20 protein-coding genes are annotated in these 20987 nt (G+C 71.0%); 4 read left to right on the top strand and 16 right to left on the bottom strand.

Going from position 1 to position 20987, the window contains the following annotated elements:
• Nucleotides 1-10 precede the first annotated feature (10 nt).
• From VMS22_00575 to VMS22_00585, 3 genes are read right to left on the bottom strand one after another with little or no spacing between them, the layout of a single operon-like run.
• Complete coding sequence (locus tag VMS22_00575) at nucleotides 11-1012, bottom strand: isocitrate/isopropylmalate dehydrogenase family protein (protein HXJ32505.1); 1002 nt, start codon at nucleotides 1010-1012, stop codon at nucleotides 11-13.
• Entirely contained in the window at nucleotides 1009-1764 is a 756-nt protein-coding gene (locus VMS22_00580) for a 7-carboxy-7-deazaguanine synthase QueE (GenBank protein ID HXJ32506.1), read from the bottom strand. The genes VMS22_00575 and VMS22_00580 overlap by 4 nt, the downstream gene beginning before the upstream one ends.
• Nucleotides 1765-1775: 11 nt before the next feature.
• Nucleotides 1776-3095, bottom strand: coding sequence for a DUF4147 domain-containing protein (locus VMS22_00585; protein ID HXJ32507.1), 1320 nt, complete (start codon nucleotides 3093-3095; stop codon nucleotides 1776-1778).
• Nucleotides 3096-3133: 38 nt separating this feature from the next.
• Here VMS22_00585 and VMS22_00590 point away from each other — a divergent pair, with 38 nt between their 5' ends.
• A complete protein-coding gene (locus tag VMS22_00590; GenBank protein HXJ32508.1) occupies nucleotides 3134-3667 on the top strand; it encodes a YIP1 family protein in 534 nt (177 codons plus the stop codon).
• 7 nt (nucleotides 3668-3674) lie between these two features.
• Here VMS22_00590 and VMS22_00595 read toward each other — a convergent pair whose 3' ends face one another.
• From VMS22_00595 to VMS22_00640, 10 genes are all read right to left on the bottom strand, one after another.
• On the bottom strand, nucleotides 3675-4100 hold the full coding sequence (locus tag VMS22_00595; GenBank protein HXJ32509.1) for a TraR/DksA family transcriptional regulator: 426 nt from the start codon (nucleotides 4098-4100) through the stop codon (nucleotides 3675-3677).
• A gap of 18 nt (nucleotides 4101-4118) precedes the next feature.
• Nucleotides 4119-5477, bottom strand: coding sequence for a 30S ribosomal protein S12 methylthiotransferase RimO (gene rimO / locus VMS22_00600; GenBank protein ID HXJ32510.1), 1359 nt, complete (start codon nucleotides 5475-5477; stop codon nucleotides 4119-4121).
• A 7-nt stretch (nucleotides 5478-5484) separates the two neighbouring features.
• A complete protein-coding gene (locus tag VMS22_00605; protein HXJ32511.1) occupies nucleotides 5485-5970 on the bottom strand; it encodes a YajQ family cyclic di-GMP-binding protein in 486 nt (161 codons plus the stop codon).
• 15 nt (nucleotides 5971-5985) lie between these two features.
• Nucleotides 5986-6627 carry an outer membrane lipoprotein chaperone LolA gene (gene lolA / locus VMS22_00610; protein ID HXJ32512.1) on the bottom strand — a complete coding sequence of 214 codons (642 nt, stop codon included), beginning with the start codon at nucleotides 6625-6627 and terminating at the stop codon, nucleotides 5986-5988.
• Nucleotides 6628-6703: 76 nt separating this feature from the next.
• Nucleotides 6704-9070 (bottom strand): right-handed parallel beta-helix repeat-containing protein, encoded by a 2367-nt coding sequence (locus tag VMS22_00615; GenBank protein ID HXJ32513.1) that lies wholly within the window; start codon nucleotides 9068-9070, stop codon nucleotides 6704-6706.
• A gap of 228 nt (nucleotides 9071-9298) precedes the next feature.
• Complete coding sequence (locus VMS22_00620) at nucleotides 9299-9445, bottom strand: hypothetical protein (protein ID HXJ32514.1); 147 nt, start codon at nucleotides 9443-9445, stop codon at nucleotides 9299-9301.
• Complete coding sequence (locus VMS22_00625) at nucleotides 9442-10629, bottom strand: MFS transporter (GenBank protein HXJ32515.1); 1188 nt, start codon at nucleotides 10627-10629, stop codon at nucleotides 9442-9444. Before VMS22_00625 ends, VMS22_00620 begins: the two co-directional genes overlap by 4 nt.
• Nucleotides 10626-12929 carry a DNA translocase FtsK 4TM domain-containing protein gene (locus tag VMS22_00630; protein HXJ32516.1) on the bottom strand — a complete coding sequence of 768 codons (2304 nt, stop codon included), beginning with the start codon at nucleotides 12927-12929 and terminating at the stop codon, nucleotides 10626-10628. The genes VMS22_00625 and VMS22_00630 overlap by 4 nt, the downstream gene beginning before the upstream one ends.
• Before the next feature lie 116 nt (nucleotides 12930-13045).
• Nucleotides 13046-14695 carry a ribonuclease J gene (locus VMS22_00635; GenBank protein ID HXJ32517.1) on the bottom strand — a complete coding sequence of 550 codons (1650 nt, stop codon included), beginning with the start codon at nucleotides 14693-14695 and terminating at the stop codon, nucleotides 13046-13048.
• Nucleotides 14692-15441 (bottom strand): lysophospholipid acyltransferase family protein, encoded by a 750-nt coding sequence (locus VMS22_00640; protein HXJ32518.1) that lies wholly within the window; start codon nucleotides 15439-15441, stop codon nucleotides 14692-14694. Before VMS22_00640 ends, VMS22_00635 begins: the two co-directional genes overlap by 4 nt.
• Before the next feature lie 80 nt (nucleotides 15442-15521).
• Here VMS22_00640 and VMS22_00645 point away from each other — a divergent pair, with 80 nt between their 5' ends.
• Together VMS22_00645 and VMS22_00650 are read left to right on the top strand one after the other, a co-directional pair.
• Complete coding sequence (locus VMS22_00645; GenBank protein ID HXJ32519.1) at nucleotides 15522-16835, top strand: acetyl-CoA hydrolase/transferase C-terminal domain-containing protein; 1314 nt, start codon at nucleotides 15522-15524, stop codon at nucleotides 16833-16835.
• A gap of 79 nt (nucleotides 16836-16914) precedes the next feature.
• Nucleotides 16915-17340, top strand: a complete 426-nt coding sequence (locus tag VMS22_00650; protein ID HXJ32520.1) for a single-stranded DNA-binding protein — start codon at nucleotides 16915-16917, stop codon at nucleotides 17338-17340.
• A gap of 133 nt (nucleotides 17341-17473) precedes the next feature.
• Here VMS22_00650 and radC read toward each other — a convergent pair whose 3' ends face one another.
• From radC to moaC, 3 genes are all read right to left on the bottom strand, one after another.
• Complete coding sequence (gene radC / locus VMS22_00655; protein ID HXJ32521.1) at nucleotides 17474-18157, bottom strand: DNA repair protein RadC; 684 nt, start codon at nucleotides 18155-18157, stop codon at nucleotides 17474-17476.
• Between the two features lie 67 nt (nucleotides 18158-18224).
• The gene (locus VMS22_00660; GenBank protein ID HXJ32522.1) at nucleotides 18225-19391 is read right to left on the bottom strand and encodes a class I SAM-dependent rRNA methyltransferase; all 1167 of its coding nucleotides are present in this window, start codon (nucleotides 19389-19391) and stop codon (nucleotides 18225-18227) included.
• Nucleotides 19392-19396: 5 nt separating this feature from the next.
• Complete coding sequence (moaC, locus tag VMS22_00665; protein HXJ32523.1) at nucleotides 19397-19894, bottom strand: cyclic pyranopterin monophosphate synthase MoaC; 498 nt, start codon at nucleotides 19892-19894, stop codon at nucleotides 19397-19399.
• Between the two features lie 78 nt (nucleotides 19895-19972).
• On the opposite strand from moaC, the gene trxB reads away from it, so the two are divergent.
• Nucleotides 19973-20914, top strand: coding sequence for a thioredoxin-disulfide reductase (gene trxB, locus VMS22_00670; protein HXJ32524.1), 942 nt, complete (start codon nucleotides 19973-19975; stop codon nucleotides 20912-20914).
• Nucleotides 20915-20987: the final 73 nt, after the last annotated feature.

A 20987-nucleotide genomic window follows, 5' to 3' on the forward strand; every position in this document is an offset into this window, starting at 1 on the left:
CGCCGTCGCCTCACAGGAGCGCCGCGATCCGTTCGGCGCACGCCCGCGTGGTCGCGCGACCGCCGAGGTCCCGCGTGCGCACCTTGCCCTCTTCGAGGAACCGCCCGACCGCGCGGTCCAGGCGCGCAGCGGCGCGGGTTTCGCCTATGTGCCGCAGCATCATGATGCCCGAGAAGATGACCGCGAGGGGGTTGGCGGCATTCTGGCCCGCGATGTCCGGCGCGGTGCCGTGGACCGCCTCGAAGATCGCGACGCGGGCGCCGAGATTCGCGCCGGCCACCACGCCGAGCCCGCCGACCAGGCCTGCGCACAGGTCCGAGACGATGTCGCCGTAGAGGTTCTCGAGCAGCAGCACGTCGAACTCCTGCGGCCGCAGCACGAGCTGCATACAGGCGTTGTCGACGATCAGCTCGCGGTACTTGATCTTCGGGTAGCGCGACGCCTCCTGGCGGGCGCAGGCGAGGAAGAGGCCGTCGGAGAGCTTCATGATGTTGGCCTTGTGGATCGCCGTGACGGTCTTGCGCTTCTCGCGCGTGGCGAACTCGAAGGCGAAGTGGGCGATGCGGCGCGAGGCGCGGGCGGTGATGACCTTCACGCTCTCGACGACCCCGGGCGCCACCTGATGTTCGATGCCCGAGTACAGGTCCTCGGTGTTCTCGCGCACGACCACGAGGTCGACGTCGGAGAACGAGGTGGCGATTCCGGGCAGAGTCCGCACGGGACGGAGGTTGGCGTAGAGGTCGAAGTACTTCCGCAGCGTCACGTTGATGCTGCGGTAGCCGTGTCCGACGCTGGTCTCGAGGGGGCCCTTCAGCGCGACGCGGTTCTTCTTGATCGACGCCAGGAGCGCGTCGGGGACCGGATTCCCGACCTTGTCGAGCGCGGCCTTGCCGCCGAGCTGCACGTCCCAGACGATGCGCGCGCCGGCGCGTTCGATCACGTGCGCCGCGGCCGCCGTCACCTCGGGGCCGATACCGTCGCCGGGAATGAGCGTGACGCGGACCGGCTTCACAGGATGCCGAGCACCTTGTGAAGCTGGGGGAGCACGCGGACGTCGGGGACGTGCCGGCTCGCGACCGCCTGCAGCCGCTCGAGCCCGTGCGCGTCGATGGTGAGGCGCGGGGTCGACGGCTCGCTGAGCGGCGTCAGGAAGAGCGGGACGCTCGCCCCGACCACCGCGATGATCCGCGCGCCGTCCTCGACCTCCTCGGGTCGCGTCCCGGCGTCGACCGGCATCTTCACGTAGACGTCGCGCTGCGCTGCCACGGCGGCTTCGAGACACGCCCGGTGCTCGTCCCACCGCGCGCGCTCGCCCGTGTTGCTCGGACACTTGAAGTCGAGGCTCACGATGTCGACCAGCGGCAGCGCCCGCTCGAGACGGGCGGGCAGGATGCCGGCGGTCTCGAGGAGCACGGGCAGACCGGGGCCGTCCGCGCCCAGCCAGGCCACCAGGAAGTCGATCTGCGCCAGCGGCTCGCCGCCGGTCACGGCGACGGCGTGCAGCGGCGGCGCGGCCGCGACGAGCGCCCGCACCTCGCGGGCGAGCTCGCCCGTCTCGAGCGGGTTGGGCAGCCGGTGCTCGCCGTCGGGACCGAGGATGCGGCATTCCGCCGTGGGAAGCAGGCTGTCGGGCGTGTCGCAGTAGCGGCAGCGCAGCGGGCAGCCCCCGAAGCGGACGAACAGCTGGCGACGCCCGGCATGCAAACCCTCGCCCTGGAACGAGACGAACATCTCGGAGACGTTCCCGACGCCGCGGCGCATCATCGATCCATGTACTACGCCGGCCGAGCGAGGGCCACCACGACGTCGGCGACGTTCGTTCCGGTCGGGCCCGTGCGGATCAGATCGCCGGTCGCGGCAAGCAGGCGATGGCTGTCGGTGGCCGCGAGCGCGGCCTCGGGATCGAGTCCGCGCCGGCGCGCCCGCTCGATCGTCCCACCGTCGACGCACGCGCCGGCCGCGTCGGTCGGCCCGTCGACGCCGTCCGTGCCCGCGGCGAGCAGCACGGCGGACGACCCAGCGAGCTCGAGCGCCGCCGCGAGCCCGAGGTGCTGCGAGCGCCCCCCCAAACCGCCCGGCAAGGCGCGCACGGTCGTCTCGCCACCGGCGACGATGGCCTCGGCCGACGTGGCCCGGGCGATCGCATGCGCCAGGGCGCGGCCGGCGATCGCCGCATCGCCGGCGAGGGCGGCCGGCCACCCGGTCACGTGGTAGCCGCGCCGCCTCGCCTCGACGCCGGCGGCGCGGAGGGCGTCGGCGTTGCGGCCGACCAGGACCGAGCGTACGCGCGTGGTCGCCGGATCGCCGGGCTTGGCGGTCTCCGCGATCGCGCCGGCGGCGCCGTCGCCGAGGTGCCGGCGGATCGAGGGAGGCATCGCGATCGCATGATGCTCGATCACGGCCAGCGCGTCGGCGTAGGTGGTCGGGTCGGCTTCGGCCGGACCCGACGCGATGGTCGCGAGATCGTCGCCGACGACGTCGGACAGCACGAGCGTCCATACGGCTGCGGCGTGGGCGGCGGCGCGCGCGAGGCCGCCTCCCTTCACGGCCGAGAGGTGCTTGCGGACGGCATTGAGGCCGCCGATCTCCGCGCCCGCCGCGACCAGCGCGCGTGTCAGCTCGCGCTTCTCCTCGAAGGCGATGCCCTGGGCGGGCGCCACGAGGAGCGCCGACGCCCCACCCGAAAGGAGGACCAGGACGAGCGCATCGACGGGCGCGGCGGCGACCGCGCGCAGCAGATCGGTGGTCGCGGCGACGCCGGCGGCGTCCGGAACGGGATGGGCCGCCGTGCGCAGCGCGATCGATCCGAGGCCGGCGCTGGTGGTCCCATGCGGAGCGATCACGATGCCGTGCGCGAGCGCGGGACCGAGCGCCGCGACCGCCGCCGCGGCCATCGCCGCAACGCCCTTCCCCGCGCCGACCACCACCACCGGCCCGGCGTGCCGCGCCACTTCGCGGGCGTCGCGATCGCGCAGCACGAGCGCGTCGCCGTCGCGCGCGAGGCAGCGTGCGACGCAGGCGCGGGGATCGACGGCCGCCAGCGCGGCGGCGAAGCACGCGCGCGCGTCGGCTCGAAGCGTGTCCGCGGTGGTCATGCCTGGACCGTCGCTCGAGGCGCGGCTATATCGACGCCATGGAGCCGACGACGCCCGAAGTCGAGCCCAGCCCACCCGCCGACTTCGTCACCACCTGGCAGCAGGTCGTCTCGGATCCACGCGCCTTCTTCGCCGCGATGCCGGAGACGGGCGGGCTCGGCGACCCGATCCGATTTCTCGTCACCTGCGCGAGCGTCAACGCCGCGGGCGCGTACCTCGTGTCTTGGAGCCTCACCGTGGCGATCGGCGCATTCCTGGGCGTCGTGATCGGCAGCTTCCTGCTCGCGGCCGTCATGACGCTCGCGAGCCAGCAGCTCTTCGATGGGAGCGCCGGCTTCGAGCCCGTCTTCCGTGCGGTCGCGTACGGTTCGGCGCCGGCGGTCGCCTTCTGGGTCCCGTTGCTCGCTGCGATCCCGTGCGTCTACGCCTGGTATCTGCACACCCGCGGCATCGAGCGGGTCCAGGGGTTCGAGCCGACGCGGGCCGTCCTCACGACGATCATCGGTTGGGCGGCGGTGTGGGCCCTGGCCCACGGCCTCACGGGCTCGGTCGGCTGGATCGGGACGCGCTGACGCCGGCTCAGGAGCTCTCGTCGTCGCCGTCGCCCGTGCCGAGCCTGCGGAAGGTGCGGTCTTCCTCGTAGCGCTTGTTGATCTTCGACTCGCGCTCGCGGTCGCCCTGGCAGGACACGCACAGACGGGTGAACGGCAAAGCCTGAAGACGGCCCTCGGCGATGTCGGCCCCGCAGTCCTCGCACAGCCCGTAGGTCCCGTCGTCGACCCGGGTGAGCGCCTCGTCGATGGCCCCGAGCTTCTCCCGGTCCCGGTCGGTCAGGATGTGGCTGATCTCGCGATCGCGCGCGTCGCTGGCGAGGTCGTAGGTGTCCATCCCCTCGTCTTTGCTCTGGTCTCGGCCCTGGGAGAGGTCCTGCTGAACCGTCCGCAGGAGGTGCGACCGCATCTCCTGCAGGGTCTCGCGCGACTTCTTGAGGAACGCCTTTCGCATTGCTTAGGGCGGCGGAATCTAAGGGGTTGGCACCGCGGTGTCAACGGTGGCAACGATCTGGCCGCGAAGGTCATACACGTCCGTGTCAGTCACCCTGACCCGCACGAGATCGCCCGGCGATGCGTCGCCGCGCACCGTGATCGTTCCGTCGATCTCCGGCGCCTGCGTCGAGGTGCGCCCGACGAGGAGTCCGGGCGCCGCTTCATCCTCGACGAGGACGTCCACCTCGCGGCCCACGTGCGCGCGGGCGAGGCGCGCCGCCACGCGCGCCTGCGTCTCCATCACGCGCTCGTACCGCTCGCGCTTGGTGCGCTCGGGAAGGTGGCCGGGCAGCGTCGCGGCGTGCGTGTTCTCCTCCTTGGAGTAACGGAACACGCCGACGCGCTCGAACCGCGCCTCCTCGAGGAAGTCGCAGAGCGCTCGCACGTCGTCGTCCGATTCGCCGGGGAAGCCGACGATGAACGACGAGCGCAGCGTGATCCCCGGAACGGCGGCGCGAATGCGAGCCACGAGCTCCCGGATCGCGCGAGCGCTGCGTTCGCGACGCATGGCGCGCAGCATCCCGTCGGCGATGTGCTGGAGCGGCATGTCGAGGTAGCGACAGACGGCCGGCTCGGTCGCCATCACCTCGAGCAGCTGGTCGGTCACCGACGACGGATAGGCGTAGAGCAGACGCAGCCACCGCACTGCGGGCACGCGGATCGCGAGGGCGCGCAGCAGCGTCGCGAGCGAGACGTCGCCCGGGAGATCGCGACCGTACGCGGTCAGGTCCTGGGCGATGAGGTTCAGCTCGATCGTGCCGTCGGCCGCCAGGTGCTCGGCCTCCGCGATCAGGTCCTCGACGCCGCGACTCTCGTGGCGACCGCGGATCTTCGGGATGATGCAGAAGCTGCAGGTGTGATCGCAGCCCTCCGACACCTTCAAGTACGCGCTCCACCAGGCGCCCGTACGCACGCGCGGCGAGACGCCGTGGGGCGGCAGCACGTGCTGGGCGCCACGGTACACGACGGGCGCGTCCGCCGGCGGCGCTTCGACGGCCTCGGCGATGCGCGTGAGATCGCCCGTACCGACGAAGACGTCGACCTCCGGAAGCGACGTCGCGAGATCGTCGGCGTAGCGCTGGGCGAGGCATCCCGTGACCACGAGCCGCCGGCCCTCGCGCCCCGCCTTCACGCGCGCGGCCTCGAGCATCGCGTCGATCGACTCCTCCTTCGCGGGTCCGATGAACGCGCACGTGTTCACGACCAGCACGTCGGCCGACTCGGGGTCGAGCACCAGCTCGTGGCCGCCACGCGTGAGCACGCCCAGCATGAGCTCGCTGTCGACCTGGTTCTTCGGACACCCGAGCGTCAGGAGGTGAACGCGCTTCCCGGTCATCCGCTGCTCAGTCGCGAAAGTTGACGAACTGCATCGCCAGGTCCCAGTCCTGCTTGCGCAGGAGCGCGATCACGGCTTGCAGGTCGTCGCGCTTCTTGCCGGAGATGCGCACCTGCTCGGCCTGGATCGCGGCCTGCACCTTCAGCTTGGCCTCCTTCACGAGCTTCACGATCTCGCGCGCCCTGTCGGTGGCGATGCCCTGCTGCAGGTCGAGCTGCCGCTTCGCGGTGCCGGCCGGGCCCGGCTCGATCGCTCCGGCCTTGATCGCCTTCAAGGGGACCTGCCGCTTGGCGAGCTTCTGCTCCAGGATCTCGGAGAGCGCGCGCAGCTTGAAGTCGTCCTGCGCGAGGAGGTGGATCGCATGCGCCTCGCGGCGCACCTCGAAGCGGGTACCCTTGAAGTCGAACCGGTTGCCCAGCTCGCGGAGCGCCTGCTGAATGGCGTTGTCGACCTCCTGGAGGTCGAGCTCGCACACGACGTCGAACGACGGCATCGGAGAAGCCCCGGGTCAATAGGCGGGGGGCTTCACCACGTCAACCCCGGCCGGCGGGGTGAACGTGAACCGGGCCGCCTCGATCGTGCCGTTGCGCTTCTCGTTCGAGAACGCGATGCGCGTGGTCGTGCCGACCGAGTCGGTGATGCGCGCCTCGGCGATCGACGCGTCGTCCTTGCGGACCGTGAGCCGGAGCGTGCCGAGCGCGGCGTCCTTCTTGGGCACGAGCTTCAAGACCCAGGCGTCCTTCGTCTCGCTCTCGAGGGTGACGGTGAAGTCGCGTTCGAGACGCCCGAGCCCCGACAGGAACGTGAGCGGCGTCGCGGCCTGGAACGCCTCGCCGAGCGGCGTCTTGATCACCTGGTTCATGTCCGGCTGGTAGAGCCAGAGCGTCGCCCCGTCGCCGACGATCGTCTGCTTGTCCGGCGGGTCATAGTCCCAGCGCATCCGGTTCGGCTTCTCGAAGGCGACCTTGCCGCTCGTCTTGAGGGGCGCCGCCAGCGTGGGCGACTCGACCGTCTGCTGGAAGTCGGCCTCCATGGTCTTCGTCGTGTCGTAGCGCGCCTGGAGCTTGTCGAGCGCCTCCTTGACCGAGGCGGCGCCGCTGGTCGACGCGACGAGGACGGCGCCGAGCACGCAAGCCGCGAGACGATGCATGCGCCGACCGGTATCGCGCGCGCACGAGACGCGCAACCGGACGATCGCGGGTCAGGGGCACCGCGTGCCACTGTGTTCAGGGACACGCGGTCGGGCGGGGCGCGTTGGTCAGGATCAAGCGAGCGTCGGGGATGAACTGCTTGCGATCGCCGCCGAACACGAGACAGTAGCGGCGCGGTCCGATACGCAGCTCCACCTGGACCTGCGACGGCTCCGACCCGAGACTCTGCTGGAGGTCGGGCGACTTCCCCACCATCAGCAGCTTCTTGCCGGCGACGAACCGCACCTTGCTCACGGGACCGCCGCGCGCGCGGTAGAAGACCCCGCGCCCGGGTTGCTGCTGGAGCAGGAGCTGCCAGCTCGCGGGGGGCAGCGGGTACGTCTGCGAGAAGGCGTCGCCGCCAACCGCGGTGATCCTGAGGCTCCCGCCCTGGGCGATCAGCGACGCCACCGTGTCTGCATCGCCCAGCGTCAGCTGGTCCTGGTCCGACGACACGATCGTGAAGCGCTTGGGGCCGGTGCCGTCCTTCAAGAGCAGCTTGCGGCCGCTCAGCTGACCCTGCGTCACGAGCGTCGTCGAGGTCGTGGTCGACGGTGGCGTCAGCGTCGTGGTCGTGCTGGTGACGCCGCCCGCTCCGGCCGTCGGGTCGGGTCCCGACGCCTCGTTCGGCGGGCTCGCGGCTGCGAAGGCCGCGAGCGTGCTGCACGTGCCGCCCGTGTCGGGGATGCTGAGCGTGGTGAACCCCGGTACGCGCCAGCGGACCGGACAGGCGGCACCGGGGCCGACCGAATCCCCGTCGAGCGTCGTACCCGCCATCGCGGCCGTCGAGAGGAGCAGCGCGTCCTCGGTGACGGAGGTGAAGAGGTTGCTCTGTACCTGCATGCGCAGCATGGCGTCGCGCACGATGAGCCCGCGGGGCGCGCCCACGACCGTGTTGTGCGCAATGGTCAGGTCCGGGATGGGGAGCGTGTCGTCGTCGTTGATGACGCAGATGCCCGCCGTGGGCGAGTTGGTGACGACGTTGTTGACGACGCGCGCGAGCATCGCCGCGCCCGTGTGCCGGGCGCCGCCGACCTCGATCATGATACCGCATTGGGTGGCGTCGCCGCCGAAGCCGACGCGGTCGATCGTGTTGAAGCCGATGACGTGGTCGGAGTTGTAGCAGAACTCCGACGGCGAGGTGGTGGGACAGCCCGCGGTCGGCGTGAAGTTGCGCATCCCGATGCCGCGCGTGACGCGCGTCACGACGTTGCGCTGGACGGTCACGCGCCGCGCCACGTCGAGGCTGATGCCCACTTCCTCCAGGTCGTCGGCGACGTTGTCCTCGATCGTCGCGCCGTCCGTCTGCTTCACTTGGTAGCCGACGCCGAAGCTCGACACCTGGGAGTGGTTGGGATCGTTCCAGGGCGGATCGCACCACGAGCAGGGCCATCCGTTCGGCCCCGAGAAGCGCATCCGGCCCGCCGACCCCAGGTGGCGCATCGTGTTCCGCCGCAGGATGCCGCCCGGCACGGCGAAGAGCCGATATCCGAAGCAGCCGTCGGACTGCGGGTTCGCGAAGCTCCAGCCGCGACAGCCGTACTCCGCGACGTTGTCCTCGAGGAGCAGGCCGGGGAGGTTCTGCCCCAGGATGAAGTGCCGCGGGACGTAGCGCTGCGTGACGCCCCGGATGACCAGACCGTTCACGTCCGCCGAGCCGACGCCGCGCACCTCCATGCCGCGCCCGCGCGTGCCCTCGGTCGTGAGATACTGGATCGTCAGGTACCCGGTGGGATCCTCCAGGTGCACGTTGAACGCGTAGTGCGGGACGTAGACGGCGCTCGCCGGGTTCGTGTTCCCGACCGGGTTCACGTACACCTCGTGCGACGACGTGATGAAGCTCCACTGGCCGTCGCCCGGCGCCGTGACGTTGTCGCCGGCGTAGGCGAGCATCGTCATCGGGAACGATCCGTCGTCCTCCATCAGCATGTACGGATCGTAGTCCGGACCGAACTCGCTGCGGCCCTGGCCGTCGACCTGCGGCGTCGCCTCCATCGTGCGCGAGTAGACGCCCCCGGCGCGGGTCACCCAGTCGGTCCGGTGGGTCATACCGCGGACGATCGGCACCTCGTTGCTCGGACACGCCGGCGCGCGACAGCCCTGGATCACGCAGCGCTGGCTCGCCGTGCAGCGCAGCGCCTTGCCCGGCAGACCGGTGCCGTCCTGGAGCGTGATCTGCTCGAAGTAGACGCCGTCGAACGCGCCGTGCGCGCCGCGGACGTTGAGCGTGTCGCCGGCCGCCATCGCCTGCACGCCGGCGCCGATGGTCCGGAACGGACCCGAGGCGCCACAGGTGATGCTGGTGCCCGTGCCGCTCGTCGCGCACGCACCGTCGACGAAATACGTCGTCGCCGACGCGGCCGTCGCGTACAGGACCACTGCCGTCGCAACCGCAAGACCCATCCCCATGGCAGCGGTCGCGCTCGAGCGCTTCGAGCGGATACCCAACGCGGATTGATCCACACGATGCGCTGCGGGATGTCAACGTGTATTCGTCGAGAAAATGCAGACGTCACGCGCACGCGGCGCGCGCGATTGCACTTCGATCAGAGCCCTAGACCAAAGGTCGTACGCGCGCGGCGGGAATCGGGTGTTCTCGCCACAGTCTCGCGCTCGATCGAGAACGCTGATCTACGCGCCTTGCTTGCCGCCGTCGCAGCACGTCTCGACGATCGCGTGGCAGCGCGAGCACACGAGCTTGCCGCGCAGCTCGGCGAGACGCCCGTCGCACACGGGACACACCGGACGATCACACACGGTCGGTCGCATCGTCGTCATGCCACCCCTCCCCTCCACGCGCGTCCATCCCTCGCCATGAGCACCACTCCGCCGAGGGATGCAAGCGCCGTCGCGCCGTACATCGCCGGGTAGCCGAGCACCTGCGCGACGGCGCCGCACAGCGGCGTGCCCACGACGGCGCCGAAGTCGAGGGCGGCGGTGTGGAGTCCGACCACCGCGCCCTGCTTGCTCGCGGGCCCGCGCCCGACCGCGAGCGCGTTCAGCACCGGGAAGAGCGAGCCGTGTCCCGCACCGCAGCCGATTCCGCAAGCGACCAGCACCAGGGTCGAGGCGGACAGGGCGAACGGCAGCGCGGCCAGCCCCGCGAGCCCGAGGGCGAAGGCGACGAACCCCGGCACCGACACGCGATGCGGGCCCATGAGATCGAGCGTGCGGCGGCCGAAGAGACGAATCACGATGCTGGTGGCGGCGTAGGCGGCAAAGAACGGTCCCGTGCGCTCGACGTGCAGGACGCGCGTGAACGGCGCGACGAAGAAGTAGGCGGCGTTGATGGCGATGCCGAGCACCACCGTCGCGCCCAGCACCGTCGCGAGATCGCGATGGGTGGCGAGCCGCCCGACGTCGCGCAGCCGGGGCCGGTCCTCGTGCGGGTGGATGGTGGTGCGGGCCGCCACGCCGAGCGTCGCTACCGTGCCGAGGAGCGCGAAGGCGATCGCGAGCGCGAAGAACGCCGGATAGCCCGACGCCTCGATCACGCGCTCGCCGACGATCGGCGCGAGGCCGTTGGCCGACATGCCCGCGACCCCGAACACCGCAATGCCCTCGGCGCGGCGCGCCGGCGGCGCGAGGTCGGCGGCGTACGTGAAGAAGGCGGCGAAGAGCGCCCCCCAGACGATTTCGTGCACCGACACCCAGAAGTAGAGCGCGGGCCCGACCGTCGTGAGGAAGAAGAACGGAATCCACGACACCGCGTTCGCGACGCCGCACCACAGCAGCACGCGCCGGCGCCCCGCGTGGTCGAGCAACACCCCGACGAACGGGCGCGCCGCCACGCTCGCCGCCGTCCCCACGCCGAGCACGAGGCCGATGGTGACCTCCGTGCCGCCGAGCGCCTTGATGTAGAGGGGAAAGAGCAGGAAGAGCGCGAGGCTCATCGCGCTCGTGAAGTGCAGCACACAGGCGCGCCTGAACTCGCGCGTGTAGAGGGCGGGCTCGCCCGTCACTCGTCGATGCGCCGAGCGATGACCTCTCGACCCTTCGCCCCGGCCGCCGCCGAGACGACGCCCTCCCGCTCCATGCGCTCGATCATCCGCGCCGCGCGGTTGTAGCCGACGCGCAGCCGCCGCTGCAGCCACGAGATCGACGCCTGGCGGTGCTCGGTTACGAGGCGGACCGCCATGTCGTACATCTCGTCCGACAGGTCCTCCTCGTCGCCGTCGCCCTCGGCGTCCTCGTCCTCGCCGCCTTCGAGCAGCTCCATCTCGTAGCGCGGCTCCTCTTGGCGCTTGATGAACTCGACGACCTTGTGGACGTCGGGATCGGACACGTACGCGCCGTGCAGGCGCTGCACGCGCGCGGTGCCGGGCGGCAGGAAGAGCATGTCGCCCTCGCCCAGCAGGCGCTCGGCGCCGACGCAGTCGAGAATCGTGCGGGAGTTCGTGCCCGACGTCACCTGGAACGAGATGCGGGCGGGGAAGTTCGCCTTGATGAGGCCCGTGATGACGTCGACCGAGGGACGCTGCGTGGCGAGGATCAGATGGATGCCGGCGGCGCGCGCCTTCTGTGCGAGGCGCGTGATCGACTCCTCGATCTCGCGGCCGACGGTCATCATGAGGTCGGCCAGCTCGTCGATGATGACGATCACGCGTGGCAGGTGGCGGTGCTGGCTGCCGCGCGAGCCCGTGGCGTCGCGGGTCGGCGTCTCGTCCTCGGTCTCGCCGTCGGCCGGCTCGTCGCCGTCCTCGTCGGCGGCAGCGAGCTCGCGCGATTGCGCCAGGAGCCGGTTGTAGCTGTCGACGTTGCGCACGCCCTTCTCGTGCAGGAGGCGGTAGCGGTCTTCCATCTCGCGCGTCATGTTCGCGAGGGCGGCGGCGGCCTTCTTGGGGTCGGTCACGACCGGCACGAGCAGGTGCGGCACGTTCTCGTAGGTCGACAGCTCGAGCATCTTCGGATCGATCATGATCATGCGCACGTCGCGCGGCGACGCCTTGAAGAGGATGCTCATGATCATCGCGTTCATCGACACCGATTTGCCGGTGCCCGTGGCACCCGCGATGAGGAGGTGCGGCATGCGCGCCAGGTCGGCGACGACGACGTTGCCGGTCGTGTCCTTGCCGAGCGCGAGCGTCAGCTTCGATTCGGCGCCCCGGTACGCGTCGCTCTGCAGCACCTCGCGGATGTAGACCGTCTCGCGACGCGGGTTCGACACTTCGATGCCGACCACGGGCTTGCCGGGGATCGGCGCCAGGATGCGGACCGACGCGGCGCGGAGCGCCATCGCGAGGTCGTCGGCCAGGTTCACGATGCGCGACACCTTCACGCCCGGTGCGGGCTCGAACTCGAAGGTGGTGATGACCGGTCCCGGCCGCACGGCGACGACGCGCCCGGCGACCCCGAAGTCGGCGAGCTTCGTCTCGAGGATGCGCGAGCTCGCGTGGAGCGCCGCTTCGTCGATCGGCTGGGTATTGCGCACCGGAACGTCGAGCAGCGTCAGCGCCGGCAGGCGATAGGTATCCTCGGCGAAGAGCTCCTCCTGCTCCTCGATGCGCTTCGAGCGTTCGCGCTTCGGGGGCTCGGGCCGCTTCTCCGGCTCGCGGATGATCGGCGGCAGCTCCGGCTTCGCGACCTTCGGCGCCGCCGGCTCGTCGTCGTCCTCGTCGACCTCGACCAGCGGAATCGGCTTCGGCGCGACCTTGCGGAGCTGTCGCGCGACCGCGGGATCGGCGTCGCGTCGCAGGCGGCCGCGCACGGCCGTCCAGGCACGAACCGCCCCGGTACGCGCGGTGGATGCGAGCCACCGCGCCCCATGCTCGGCGAGGTCGATGGCGGAGAGCCCGGTCGAGAGCACGACCGCGAACGCGGTCGCCACGGCGAGCACGAGGAACGCGCCGGGCCAGCCGACGAGATCGCGCAGCGCCATGCCGATGAACCCGCCGAGCCACCCACCGCCGTGGACGATCGTCTGCCCGCCCGTCACGAGACCGGCGAACGCCGCCACCGCGACCACGAGGAGGCCGGCACCCGCGAAGCGGAGCGCCCCCAGGTCTTCGGCGCCCCGCCGCAGGAGCGCGAACGTGAGGTACCCGAGGTAGAGTGGGAAGAGGTACGCCGCGATGCCGAGCGCGTGCAGCATCGTGTCGGCGAGCGCGTGCCCCACCGGACCCCCCAGGTTCGCGCGCGGTGCGTTCGCCGAGAACGAGAAGAGCGAGAGCGCGAGGAAGATCGCGATCGCGCCGCCGGTGATGGCCTCCGCCTCGCGCAGGATGTGGCCGGTCGCCGGCGCAGGTCGTCCCTTGGTGGCCATGCCCGACCCCGCGCTAGCAGCGCGGCCCCCACGCCACGCCCGAACCAACCGGCTCCCCGACGATCATCATCCCCACCTCACCCCCACCGGACCCATCCGGGGAGGCTGCACGTCTACTACATCTCGAGGACGAAGGGGAGGATCACCGGCCGGCGGTCCAAGCGTTTGAAATATCGGCGAAGCGCCTTCCGGACCTCTTCCTTTACCTCCGCCGGGTCGGTGCGTGATTCGGGGTTCACGGCCGCGAGCGCCTCCAGCACCTCGACCCTCGCCCCCTCCATGATTCCGCCGCCCGCCTCCTCGTCGGTGATGCCACGCGAGATGAGGTCGGGACCGGCGATCACGTCGCCCGAGTGCTGGGCCAGCGCCACGACGGCGAGGACGAGCCCGCCTTCCGAGAGGTGGCGGCGGTCGCGCAGGACGATGCCGGCGACGTCGCCGATCCCCTTCCCGTCGACGAACACGCGGCCGGTCGGGACGCGGTCGGCGCGCGCTGAGCCGGCGCCGTCGAGCTCGAGCACGTCGCCATCCTCGAGCAGGTGGCAGCCGGCTTCCGGTACGCCCACCTCGGCGGCGAGGCGGCTGTGACGAACCAGGTGGCGAAACTCGCCGTGCACCGGCACGAAGTGCTGTGGGCGGACGAGGTTCAGGACGAGCTTCAGCTCCTCCTGCGAGGCGTGGCCCGACACGTGGATCGGCGCCGTGCGCCCGTAGTGGACGACGGCGCCGCGCCGGTAGAGGTGGTTCACGAGGTTCGAGATCGCGCGCTCGTTGCCTGGAATGATGCGCGACGACAGCACGACCGTGTCGCCCGGATCGATGCCCACCTTGGGGTGCGCGTCCATCGCGATCCGCACGAGCGCCGAGGCGGCTTCGGCCTGGCTGCCGGCGGTGATGAACGTCACCTCCTCGCGCGGCAGGTCGCGCGCGGCGCCGGGATCGATCAACGTGCCCTCGGGAACGTGCAGCAGGCCCAGGTCGCGCGCGATGCTCGCATGCGACACGAGGCTGCGGCCGACGAGCGCGACCTTACGGCGGAAGCGCACCGCGAGGTCGATCACCTGCTGCATGCGGTGGAGGTGCGACGAGAACGTCGTCACGAGGATCCGTCCCGTCGCCTCGCGGAAGATCGTCTCGAGGTGCGTCCCGACCGTGCGCTCCGACGGCGTCACCCCGGCGTGCTCCACGTTGGTCGAGTCCGACATGAGAAGCAGCACGCCGTCGGCGCCGAGCTCGGCGAGACGGCCGAGGTCCGGCAGGCGGCCGTCGAGCGGCGTCTGGTCGATCTTGAAGTCGCCCGTGTGGACCACCGTGCCGACCGGCGTCCGTACGACCAGCCCGACCGCGTCGGGGATCGAGTGCGTCATCGCGAAGGGCTCGACCGCGAACGGCCCCACGTGGACGGCTGCGTCGCCGTAGCGCTCGAGGCCGCCACGCACGTCGTGCTGCTCGAGGCGATCGTGGACGAAGCCCAGCGTGAGCGGCGTGCCGTAGACCGGCACGTCCAGCTCGGGCAGCACGTACGGCAGCGCACCGATGTGGTCCTCGTGCCCGTGCGTGAGGAAGATGCCGCGGAACCGGGCGCCGAGCGTGCGCAGGTACGTGAGGTCCGGGATCACGACGTCGACGCCCATCATCTCCGCGTCGGGAAACATCACCCCGCAGTCGATCGCGATGGCGGAGTCCTCGTACTCGAGCACGAGCAGGTTGAGCCCGATCTCCCCGAGGCCGCCCAGGGGCACGACACGCAGCGGCGCGCGGCTCACCGGCGCTCCGCGACGAGCCGCAGCGCCGGCGGCTGCTGGTACCCGAGCTCGCGCGAGAAGAACGCCTGCACGCGACGCATGAGCGCCTCCCGGTCTTCGCTCGCGACCTCGATGGCGTCGCCGACGATGACCTCCATCTCACCGCCGTGGATGCGCCAGTCGTCGCGCGGCAGGATCGCGCGGCTGCCGCGCACGGCGATCGGCACGATGGGGACGCCGGTCTCGATGGCGAGCATGAAGCCACCCTTCTTGAGCGGCAGCAGCTCGTGATCGTGCCCCTCGCGCGTGCCTTCGGGGAAGATCATGACCGACACTCCGGTCTCCATCTGCGCGCGCGCGGCGCGCAGCGAAGCGACCGCCTGCTCGGGATTCGAGCGGTCGATGATGATGTGCCCCGCCCGCCGGAGCGCCCAGCCGAAGATCGGAATGTCCAGCAGCTCGCGCTTGGCGACCCAGCGCAGCTGGAAGTCGGGCAGCGCCGCCACCACCGCCAGCACGTCGAAATGGCTCGCGTGGTTCGACATGAACACGTACGGCCGCGACGGATCGAGCGGGGCGCGATGCTCGGCGCGCACGTGCACGCCCGTCAGCGTCAGGTTCACGTAGGCCCACACCTGGGAGAGGCGGTAGCCATGGCGCGCGTCGAAGGCCGAGGCGACGACGATGGCCGGCGCCATCAGCGCCGTGGTGATGGCGATCCCAACGAGCTTCGCGAGGAAGATCAGCGCCACCGAATCGACCCGCACGATATCCGTCCGCCCGGGCGGGAGTCAACGAGAAGCATGCGGGTTGCACGCCGGCCCGCCCCCGGTCTACGTCGGCGTCGATGGCACCGACTTGCATCTCCGCCGACGCGGCCGCAGCGCTCGTCACATCGGACGCGTGGATCGACTATGGCCTCGGCCTGGGACAGCCGGATCTCTTCGATCGCGCGCTCGCGGCGCGCAAGGACGAGCTGCGCGGCGTGAAGATCCGCTCGTGCCTCACCATGCAGCCGCGCGCCGTTCTCGCCGCCGATCCGACCGGCGAGCACTTCCTCACCTTCAACTGGCACTTCTCGGGCTACGACCGCCAGCAGCACGACGCCGGCCTGTGCAACTACATCCCCATGAACTTCGGCGAGGCGCCCGACTACTACCGGCGCTTCGTGGACCGCGTCGACCTCGCGTGCGTGAAGACCTGCCCCATGGACGAGCACGGGTACTTCAACTTCGGCGGCTCCGTCGTCTACCACAAGGCGCTGACCGAGCGCGCGAAGGTCGTCGTCGTCGAGACGTGCGAAGCCATGCCGTACGTCTACGGGCACGAGAACGCGATCCACGAGAGCCAGGTCCACTACGTGATCGACGGCGGTCGAGGCACGATCCCCGAGATCGGCAACCCGACGGCGACCGAGGTCGATCGCAAGGTGGCGACGCTCATCGCGCCCGAGATCCCCGACGGCGCCTGCCTGCAGATCGGCATCGGCGGCATGCCGAACGCGGTCTGCACCCTCCTCAAGGAGGCCGGGGTGCGCGATCTCGGCATCCATACCGAGATGCTGGTCGACGGCATGATCGATCTCGTCGACGCCGGCCTCGTGACGGGGGCACGCAAGCAGCTGAACCCCTTCCAGATCGTATTCACGTTCGCCGCGGGATCGCGCCGGCAGTACGACTTCATCGATCGCAACGCGGGCGTGTACGGCGCACCCGTCGACTACACGAACCTGCCACAGAACATCATGCGCAACGATCGCGTCGTCTCGATCAACAACACGACCGAGGTCGACCTCCAGGGACAGGCCGCATCGGAGTCGGCCGGCTACCGGCACTTGACCGGCACCGGCGGTCAGCTCCAGTTCGTCCGCGGGGCCTACGCGTCGCGCGGCGGCAAGTCGTTCATCTGTCTCGCGTCGACCTACCAGAAGGGCGGGGAGCGGAAGAGTCGCATCACGTGCTCGCTCACTCCCGGCAACATCGTGACGACGCCCCGCACGGACGCGATGTACGTCGTCACCGAGTACGGCATGGTGAACCTCAAGGGAAAGTCGGTCGCCGAGCGCGCCCGGGCGCTCATCGGGATCGCGCACCCGGACTTCCGCGAGCCGCTCGAGCGCGAGGCGCGCACGAACAACCTCATTCCGAGAGCATTTCACTAAAAGGTATCGCCGATCTTCGTCGCCGCGTTGACCGTGCGCAGGGGCCCGACTATGGTCCCGCGCACACGGAGGTGCGGCGATGTCGCTGAACAAGGTCATGCTGATCGGCAATCTGGGGCGGGATCCGGAGCTGCGCTTCACGCCGAGCGGGCGCGCCGTCGCGCGCTTCTCGCTCGCGACGTCGGAGCAGTGGACCGCGCAGGACGGCACGCGCCAGGACCGCACCGAGTGGCACAACATCGTCGTGTGGGGGAAGCAGGCCGAGACCTGCGGGCAGTACCTCGCCAAAGGCCGTCAGGTCTTCATCGAAGGATCGGTCCGCAGCCGCCAGTACGACGACAAGGAAGGGCAGAAGCGCTACATCACCGAGATCATCGCCCAGCGCGTCCAGTTCCTGGGCGGCGGCCGCGGTGAAGGCGCCGGCGCCGGACGCGGCGCGGGCGGCGGCGCCGAGGGCGATGCGCCCCCGACCCCGATGCCCGAGGACGACGACATTCCGTTCTGAAGCGCCTCGGGGTCAGGTCACGGACAGGATCGCGACGGCCCGGTGCGCCCGGTCCCGCTGCTCGTCGTCCCAGGTGACGAGCGGAAGGCCCAGGCGCGTCGCCACCGCGACGTAGATCGCCCGGCAGCCCTTCTTACCACCGCCGCTCCTCGGCGAGGCTCACGTAGCGCCCCTGCCCGATCACGACGTGGTCGAGCACGCGAATGCCGATGATTTCGCCGGCCTGGCGCATGCGCTCGGTGAGCGCCGCGTCCTCGGCCGAGGGCGTGGGGTCGCCGCTCGGATGGTTGTGGACCAGAATGATCGCCGCCGCGCCGGCGCGCACCGCGGGCGCGAACACCTCGCGCGGATGGACGAGCGCAGACGTGAGCGTGCCCTCCGAGACCCGCACCTCGCCCTGGAGCCGGTTGCGGCCGTCGAGCAGCAGCACCAGGAACACCTCGCGATCGAGCTGCGGCAGCCGGCCGCGGAAGTGGGCGTGGACGGCCGCCGCGTCGCGGATGGGCTCGGTCGGGACGAGCGCGACGGCACTCGCCCGCCGGCCGAGCTCGATCGCCGCGCGCACGACGGCGACGCGCCGTGCGGCGGCGCGTCCGACCATCGGCGCCACGCCGTGATCGATCCGATCGAGCCGCTCGAGGCCGCCGGCGTACGCGATCAGCTCGCGCGCGAGCCCGAGGCCCGGGAGGCGCACCAGCCCACCCTCGAGCACGATCGCCAGCAGCTCGACGTCGGAGCAGGCGCGCGCCCCGACCGCCAGGAGCCGCGTGCGCGCGTCGAGCGCCGTTCCCTCGCCCCCATCCCACACCGCATCCATGCCGACGGCGATAGTGCGCGCGGCGAGCCCAGGCGATACCTAGAACCAGGCATCGCGCGGCGCCCCGTCACGCCTGGAGGAGCATCGCCTTGAAGTAGCGGCCCTCGGGGTGCGCGAGCAGCACGGGATGATCGGGAGGGTGCCCCCATTCCGCGACGATGCGCGCCGGGCGGCGCGCGTCCGCGGCCGCCGCGCCCACCGCATCGCGGAACGCGTCGCGCGGCACGTGCTGCGAGCAGGAGCATGTGAGAAGGAAGCCGCCCTCCTCGACGTGCCGCAGCGCCTGGAGGTTCACGTCCTTGTAGCCACGCAGGCCCGCAGCCAGGTCGTCGCGCCGGCGCACGAACGGCGGCGGATCGACGACCACGAGCCCGAACCGGTCGGGCTCCGCACGCAGGTACTCGAACACGTTGCCGCACAGCCACTGCGCCCGCTCGGGCGCAAGGCCGTTTCGCAGCCACGCCGCCTCGGCGATCTCGAGCGCGGGACGCGAGGAATCGATCGAAACGACGTCGGTGGCGCCTCCGAGCGCCGCGCTGATCGAGATCGCGCCCGTGTACGCGAACGCGTTCAAGACCCGCCGCGCGCCGGCGAGGGCGCGGACGCGGGCGCGGCTCTCGCGCTGATCGAGGAAGAAGCCCGTCTTCTGTCCGTGCACCACGTCGACGAGAAAGCGCGCGCCGGCCTCCTCGATCTCGACCCGCTCGGGCGGCGGCGCGCCGGCGAGCACGCCCGTCTGCCCGGCGAGGCCTTCCTCGCGCCGGACGGCGCCGTCACTGCGCTCGAAGATCGTGCGCGGCGCGAGCGCGGCGTCGAGCGCCCGCACGACCGCGGGAGCGAGCCGCGCTCCGCCCGCCGTGAGGAACTGGCAGACCAGGACGTCGCCGTAGCGATCGACGACCACGCCGGGCAGGCGATCGCCCTCGCCGTTGACGACGCGACAGGCCGTGGCGTCGCCGAGCGTCACGCGCCGGAGCTCCAGCGCCGCCGCGATCCGCCGCGCGACGAACGCGTCGTCGACGTCCTCGTCCACGCAGGACAGCACGCGCACGGCGATCGTGGTCGCCGGGTTCGCGTAGCCGATCGCGAGGAACGCCCCGTCGCTCGCCCGTACGCGGACGAGGTCTCCGGGCGTCGCGTCGTCGAGGCCCGTTTCGATCGCGCCCGAGAAGATCCACGGGTGCCCGGCGCGCACGGGTCGCTCGCGCCCCGCTCGCAGGACGATCTCGTGCATCGGCCTCAGCGCCGGCGCTCGCCGCGCCGGACGAACGTGCCGCTCCGGCCGCCGCGCTTCTCGACCAGCCGGATCGCGCCGATCGTCATCTCGCGGTCGACCGCCTTGCACATGTCGTAGAGCGTGAGGCCCGCGACGGCGACGGCGGCGAGCGCTTCCATCTCGACGCCGGTGCGCGCCTCGACGCGGACCGTGCTCTCGATGGTGACGCGGGAGGCCTCGGCATCGGGCGCGAGGACGACGTCGACGTGCGAGAGCGCCAGCGGATGGCAGAGCGGTACGAGGTCGGCCGTGCGCTTGGCGGCCATGATGCCGGCGAGTTTCGCCACCGCGAGCACGTCGCCCTTCGGCAGCGTGCCGCTCGCGATCATCCGCAGCGTCTGCGGACGCATCGCCACCTCGCCGCGTGCGACCGCCTCGCGCGCCGTCACGGCCTTCGCCGAGACGTCGACCATGCGGGCGCGGCCACTCCGGTCCACGTGCGAGAGGCGTCGGCGGGGCACGTGGCCGTGGCTACACGGTCCTTTGCGGGCTCACAAGCCGAGGTTGCCCCAGCGAGGGGGCGTTCTTATATAGGCCCGATGTCCGATTCGACGTCCCATCGCGTCCTCATCATGGGCTCCGGCCCCGCGGGCCTCACGGCGGCCATCTACGCCGCGCGTGCGAACCTCGGCCCCGTCGTCGTCGAGGGCACGCAGCCCGGCGGACAGCTCACCATCACGACCGACGTCGAGAACTACCCCGGCTTCGCCGACGGCATTCTCGGCCCGGAGATGATGGAGATCTTCCGCAAGCAGGCGGCGCGCTTCGGAACCAAGTTCCTGTACGGCGACGTGACGAAGGTCGACCTCTCGCGCCGCCCCTTCCATCTCACCATCGGCGGCACCGAGCACACGACCGAGACGCTCGTCATCGCGACCGGTGCGACGGCGAAGCTGCTCGACATTCCCACCGAGAAGAAGCTCATGGGCTACGGCGTGTCGGCGTGCGCCACCTGCGACGGCTTCTTCTTCAAGGACAAGGCGGTCGCGGTCGTGGGCGGCGGCGACACGGCCATGGAGGAGAGCCTCTTCCTCACCAAGTTCGCGACCAGGGTCCACGTGCTCCATCGGCGCGACGAGCTCCGCGCCTCGAAGATAATGCAGGAGCGCGCCCAGAAGCACCCGAAGATCGCGTTCGAATGGAACAGCGTCGTCGCCGAGGTGCTGGGCGAGCCCGACAAGGGCGGCGTCACCGGCATCGTCGTCCAGGACACGAAGACCGGGGCCAAGCGCGAGATGAAGGTCGACGGCCTCTTCATCGCGATCGGGCACGAGCCGAACACGAAGCTCTTCGCCGGCCAGCTCGACATGGACGAGCGCGGCTACGTCCTCACCAAGGACAAGTCGACGTACACCTCCGTGCCAGGCGTGTTCGCGTGCGGCGACGCGCAGGATCCGACCTACCGGCAGGCCGTCACCGCGGCCGGCTCGGGCTGCATGGCCGCGATCGACGCCGAGCGCTGGCTCGAAGCGCAGCACTAGAAGCGCCGCCCCGAGCGACAGCTCGGGGCGGGGGCGAGGGTGTGGCTTGGGTGGTACGCGCGGCCGGTATGCC

Source organism: Candidatus Eisenbacteria bacterium (genome assembly GCA_035577985.1).
Lineage (GTDB): Bacteria > Desulfobacterota > Binatia > DP-6 > DP-6 > DATJZY01.

What these genes read in the sequence shown, in the direction of transcription:
- VMS22_00580 (HXJ32506.1), bottom strand. Translation starts at nt 1,764, where the DNA reads ATGATGCGCCGCGGCGTCGGGAACGTCTCCGAGATGTTCGTCTCGTTC.
- VMS22_00585 (HXJ32507.1), bottom strand. Translation starts at nt 3,095, where the DNA reads ATGACCACCGCGGACACGCTTCGAGCCGACGCGCGCGCGTGCTTCGCC.
- VMS22_00590 (HXJ32508.1), top strand. Translation starts at nt 3,134, where the DNA reads ATGGAGCCGACGACGCCCGAAGTCGAGCCCAGCCCACCCGCCGACTTC.
- VMS22_00595 (HXJ32509.1), bottom strand. Translation starts at nt 4,100, where the DNA reads ATGCGAAAGGCGTTCCTCAAGAAGTCGCGCGAGACCCTGCAGGAGATG.
- rimO (HXJ32510.1), bottom strand. Translation starts at nt 5,477, where the DNA reads ATGACCGGGAAGCGCGTTCACCTCCTGACGCTCGGGTGTCCGAAGAAC.
- VMS22_00605 (HXJ32511.1), bottom strand. Translation starts at nt 5,970, where the DNA reads ATGCCGTCGTTCGACGTCGTGTGCGAGCTCGACCTCCAGGAGGTCGAC.
- lolA (HXJ32512.1), bottom strand. Translation starts at nt 6,627, where the DNA reads ATGCATCGTCTCGCGGCTTGCGTGCTCGGCGCCGTCCTCGTCGCGTCG.
- VMS22_00615 (HXJ32513.1), bottom strand. Translation starts at nt 9,070, where the DNA reads ATGGGTCTTGCGGTTGCGACGGCAGTGGTCCTGTACGCGACGGCCGCG.
- VMS22_00620 (HXJ32514.1), bottom strand. Translation starts at nt 9,445, where the DNA reads ATGACGACGATGCGACCGACCGTGTGTGATCGTCCGGTGTGTCCCGTG.
- VMS22_00630 (HXJ32516.1), bottom strand. Translation starts at nt 12,929, where the DNA reads ATGGCCACCAAGGGACGACCTGCGCCGGCGACCGGCCACATCCTGCGC.
- VMS22_00645 (HXJ32519.1), top strand. Translation starts at nt 15,522, where the DNA reads ATGGCACCGACTTGCATCTCCGCCGACGCGGCCGCAGCGCTCGTCACA.
- VMS22_00650 (HXJ32520.1), top strand. Translation starts at nt 16,915, where the DNA reads ATGTCGCTGAACAAGGTCATGCTGATCGGCAATCTGGGGCGGGATCCG.
- radC (HXJ32521.1), bottom strand. Translation starts at nt 18,157, where the DNA reads ATGGATGCGGTGTGGGATGGGGGCGAGGGAACGGCGCTCGACGCGCGC.
- VMS22_00660 (HXJ32522.1), bottom strand. Translation starts at nt 19,391, where the DNA reads ATGCACGAGATCGTCCTGCGAGCGGGGCGCGAGCGACCCGTGCGCGCC.
- trxB (HXJ32524.1), top strand. Translation starts at nt 19,973, where the DNA reads ATGTCCGATTCGACGTCCCATCGCGTCCTCATCATGGGCTCCGGCCCC.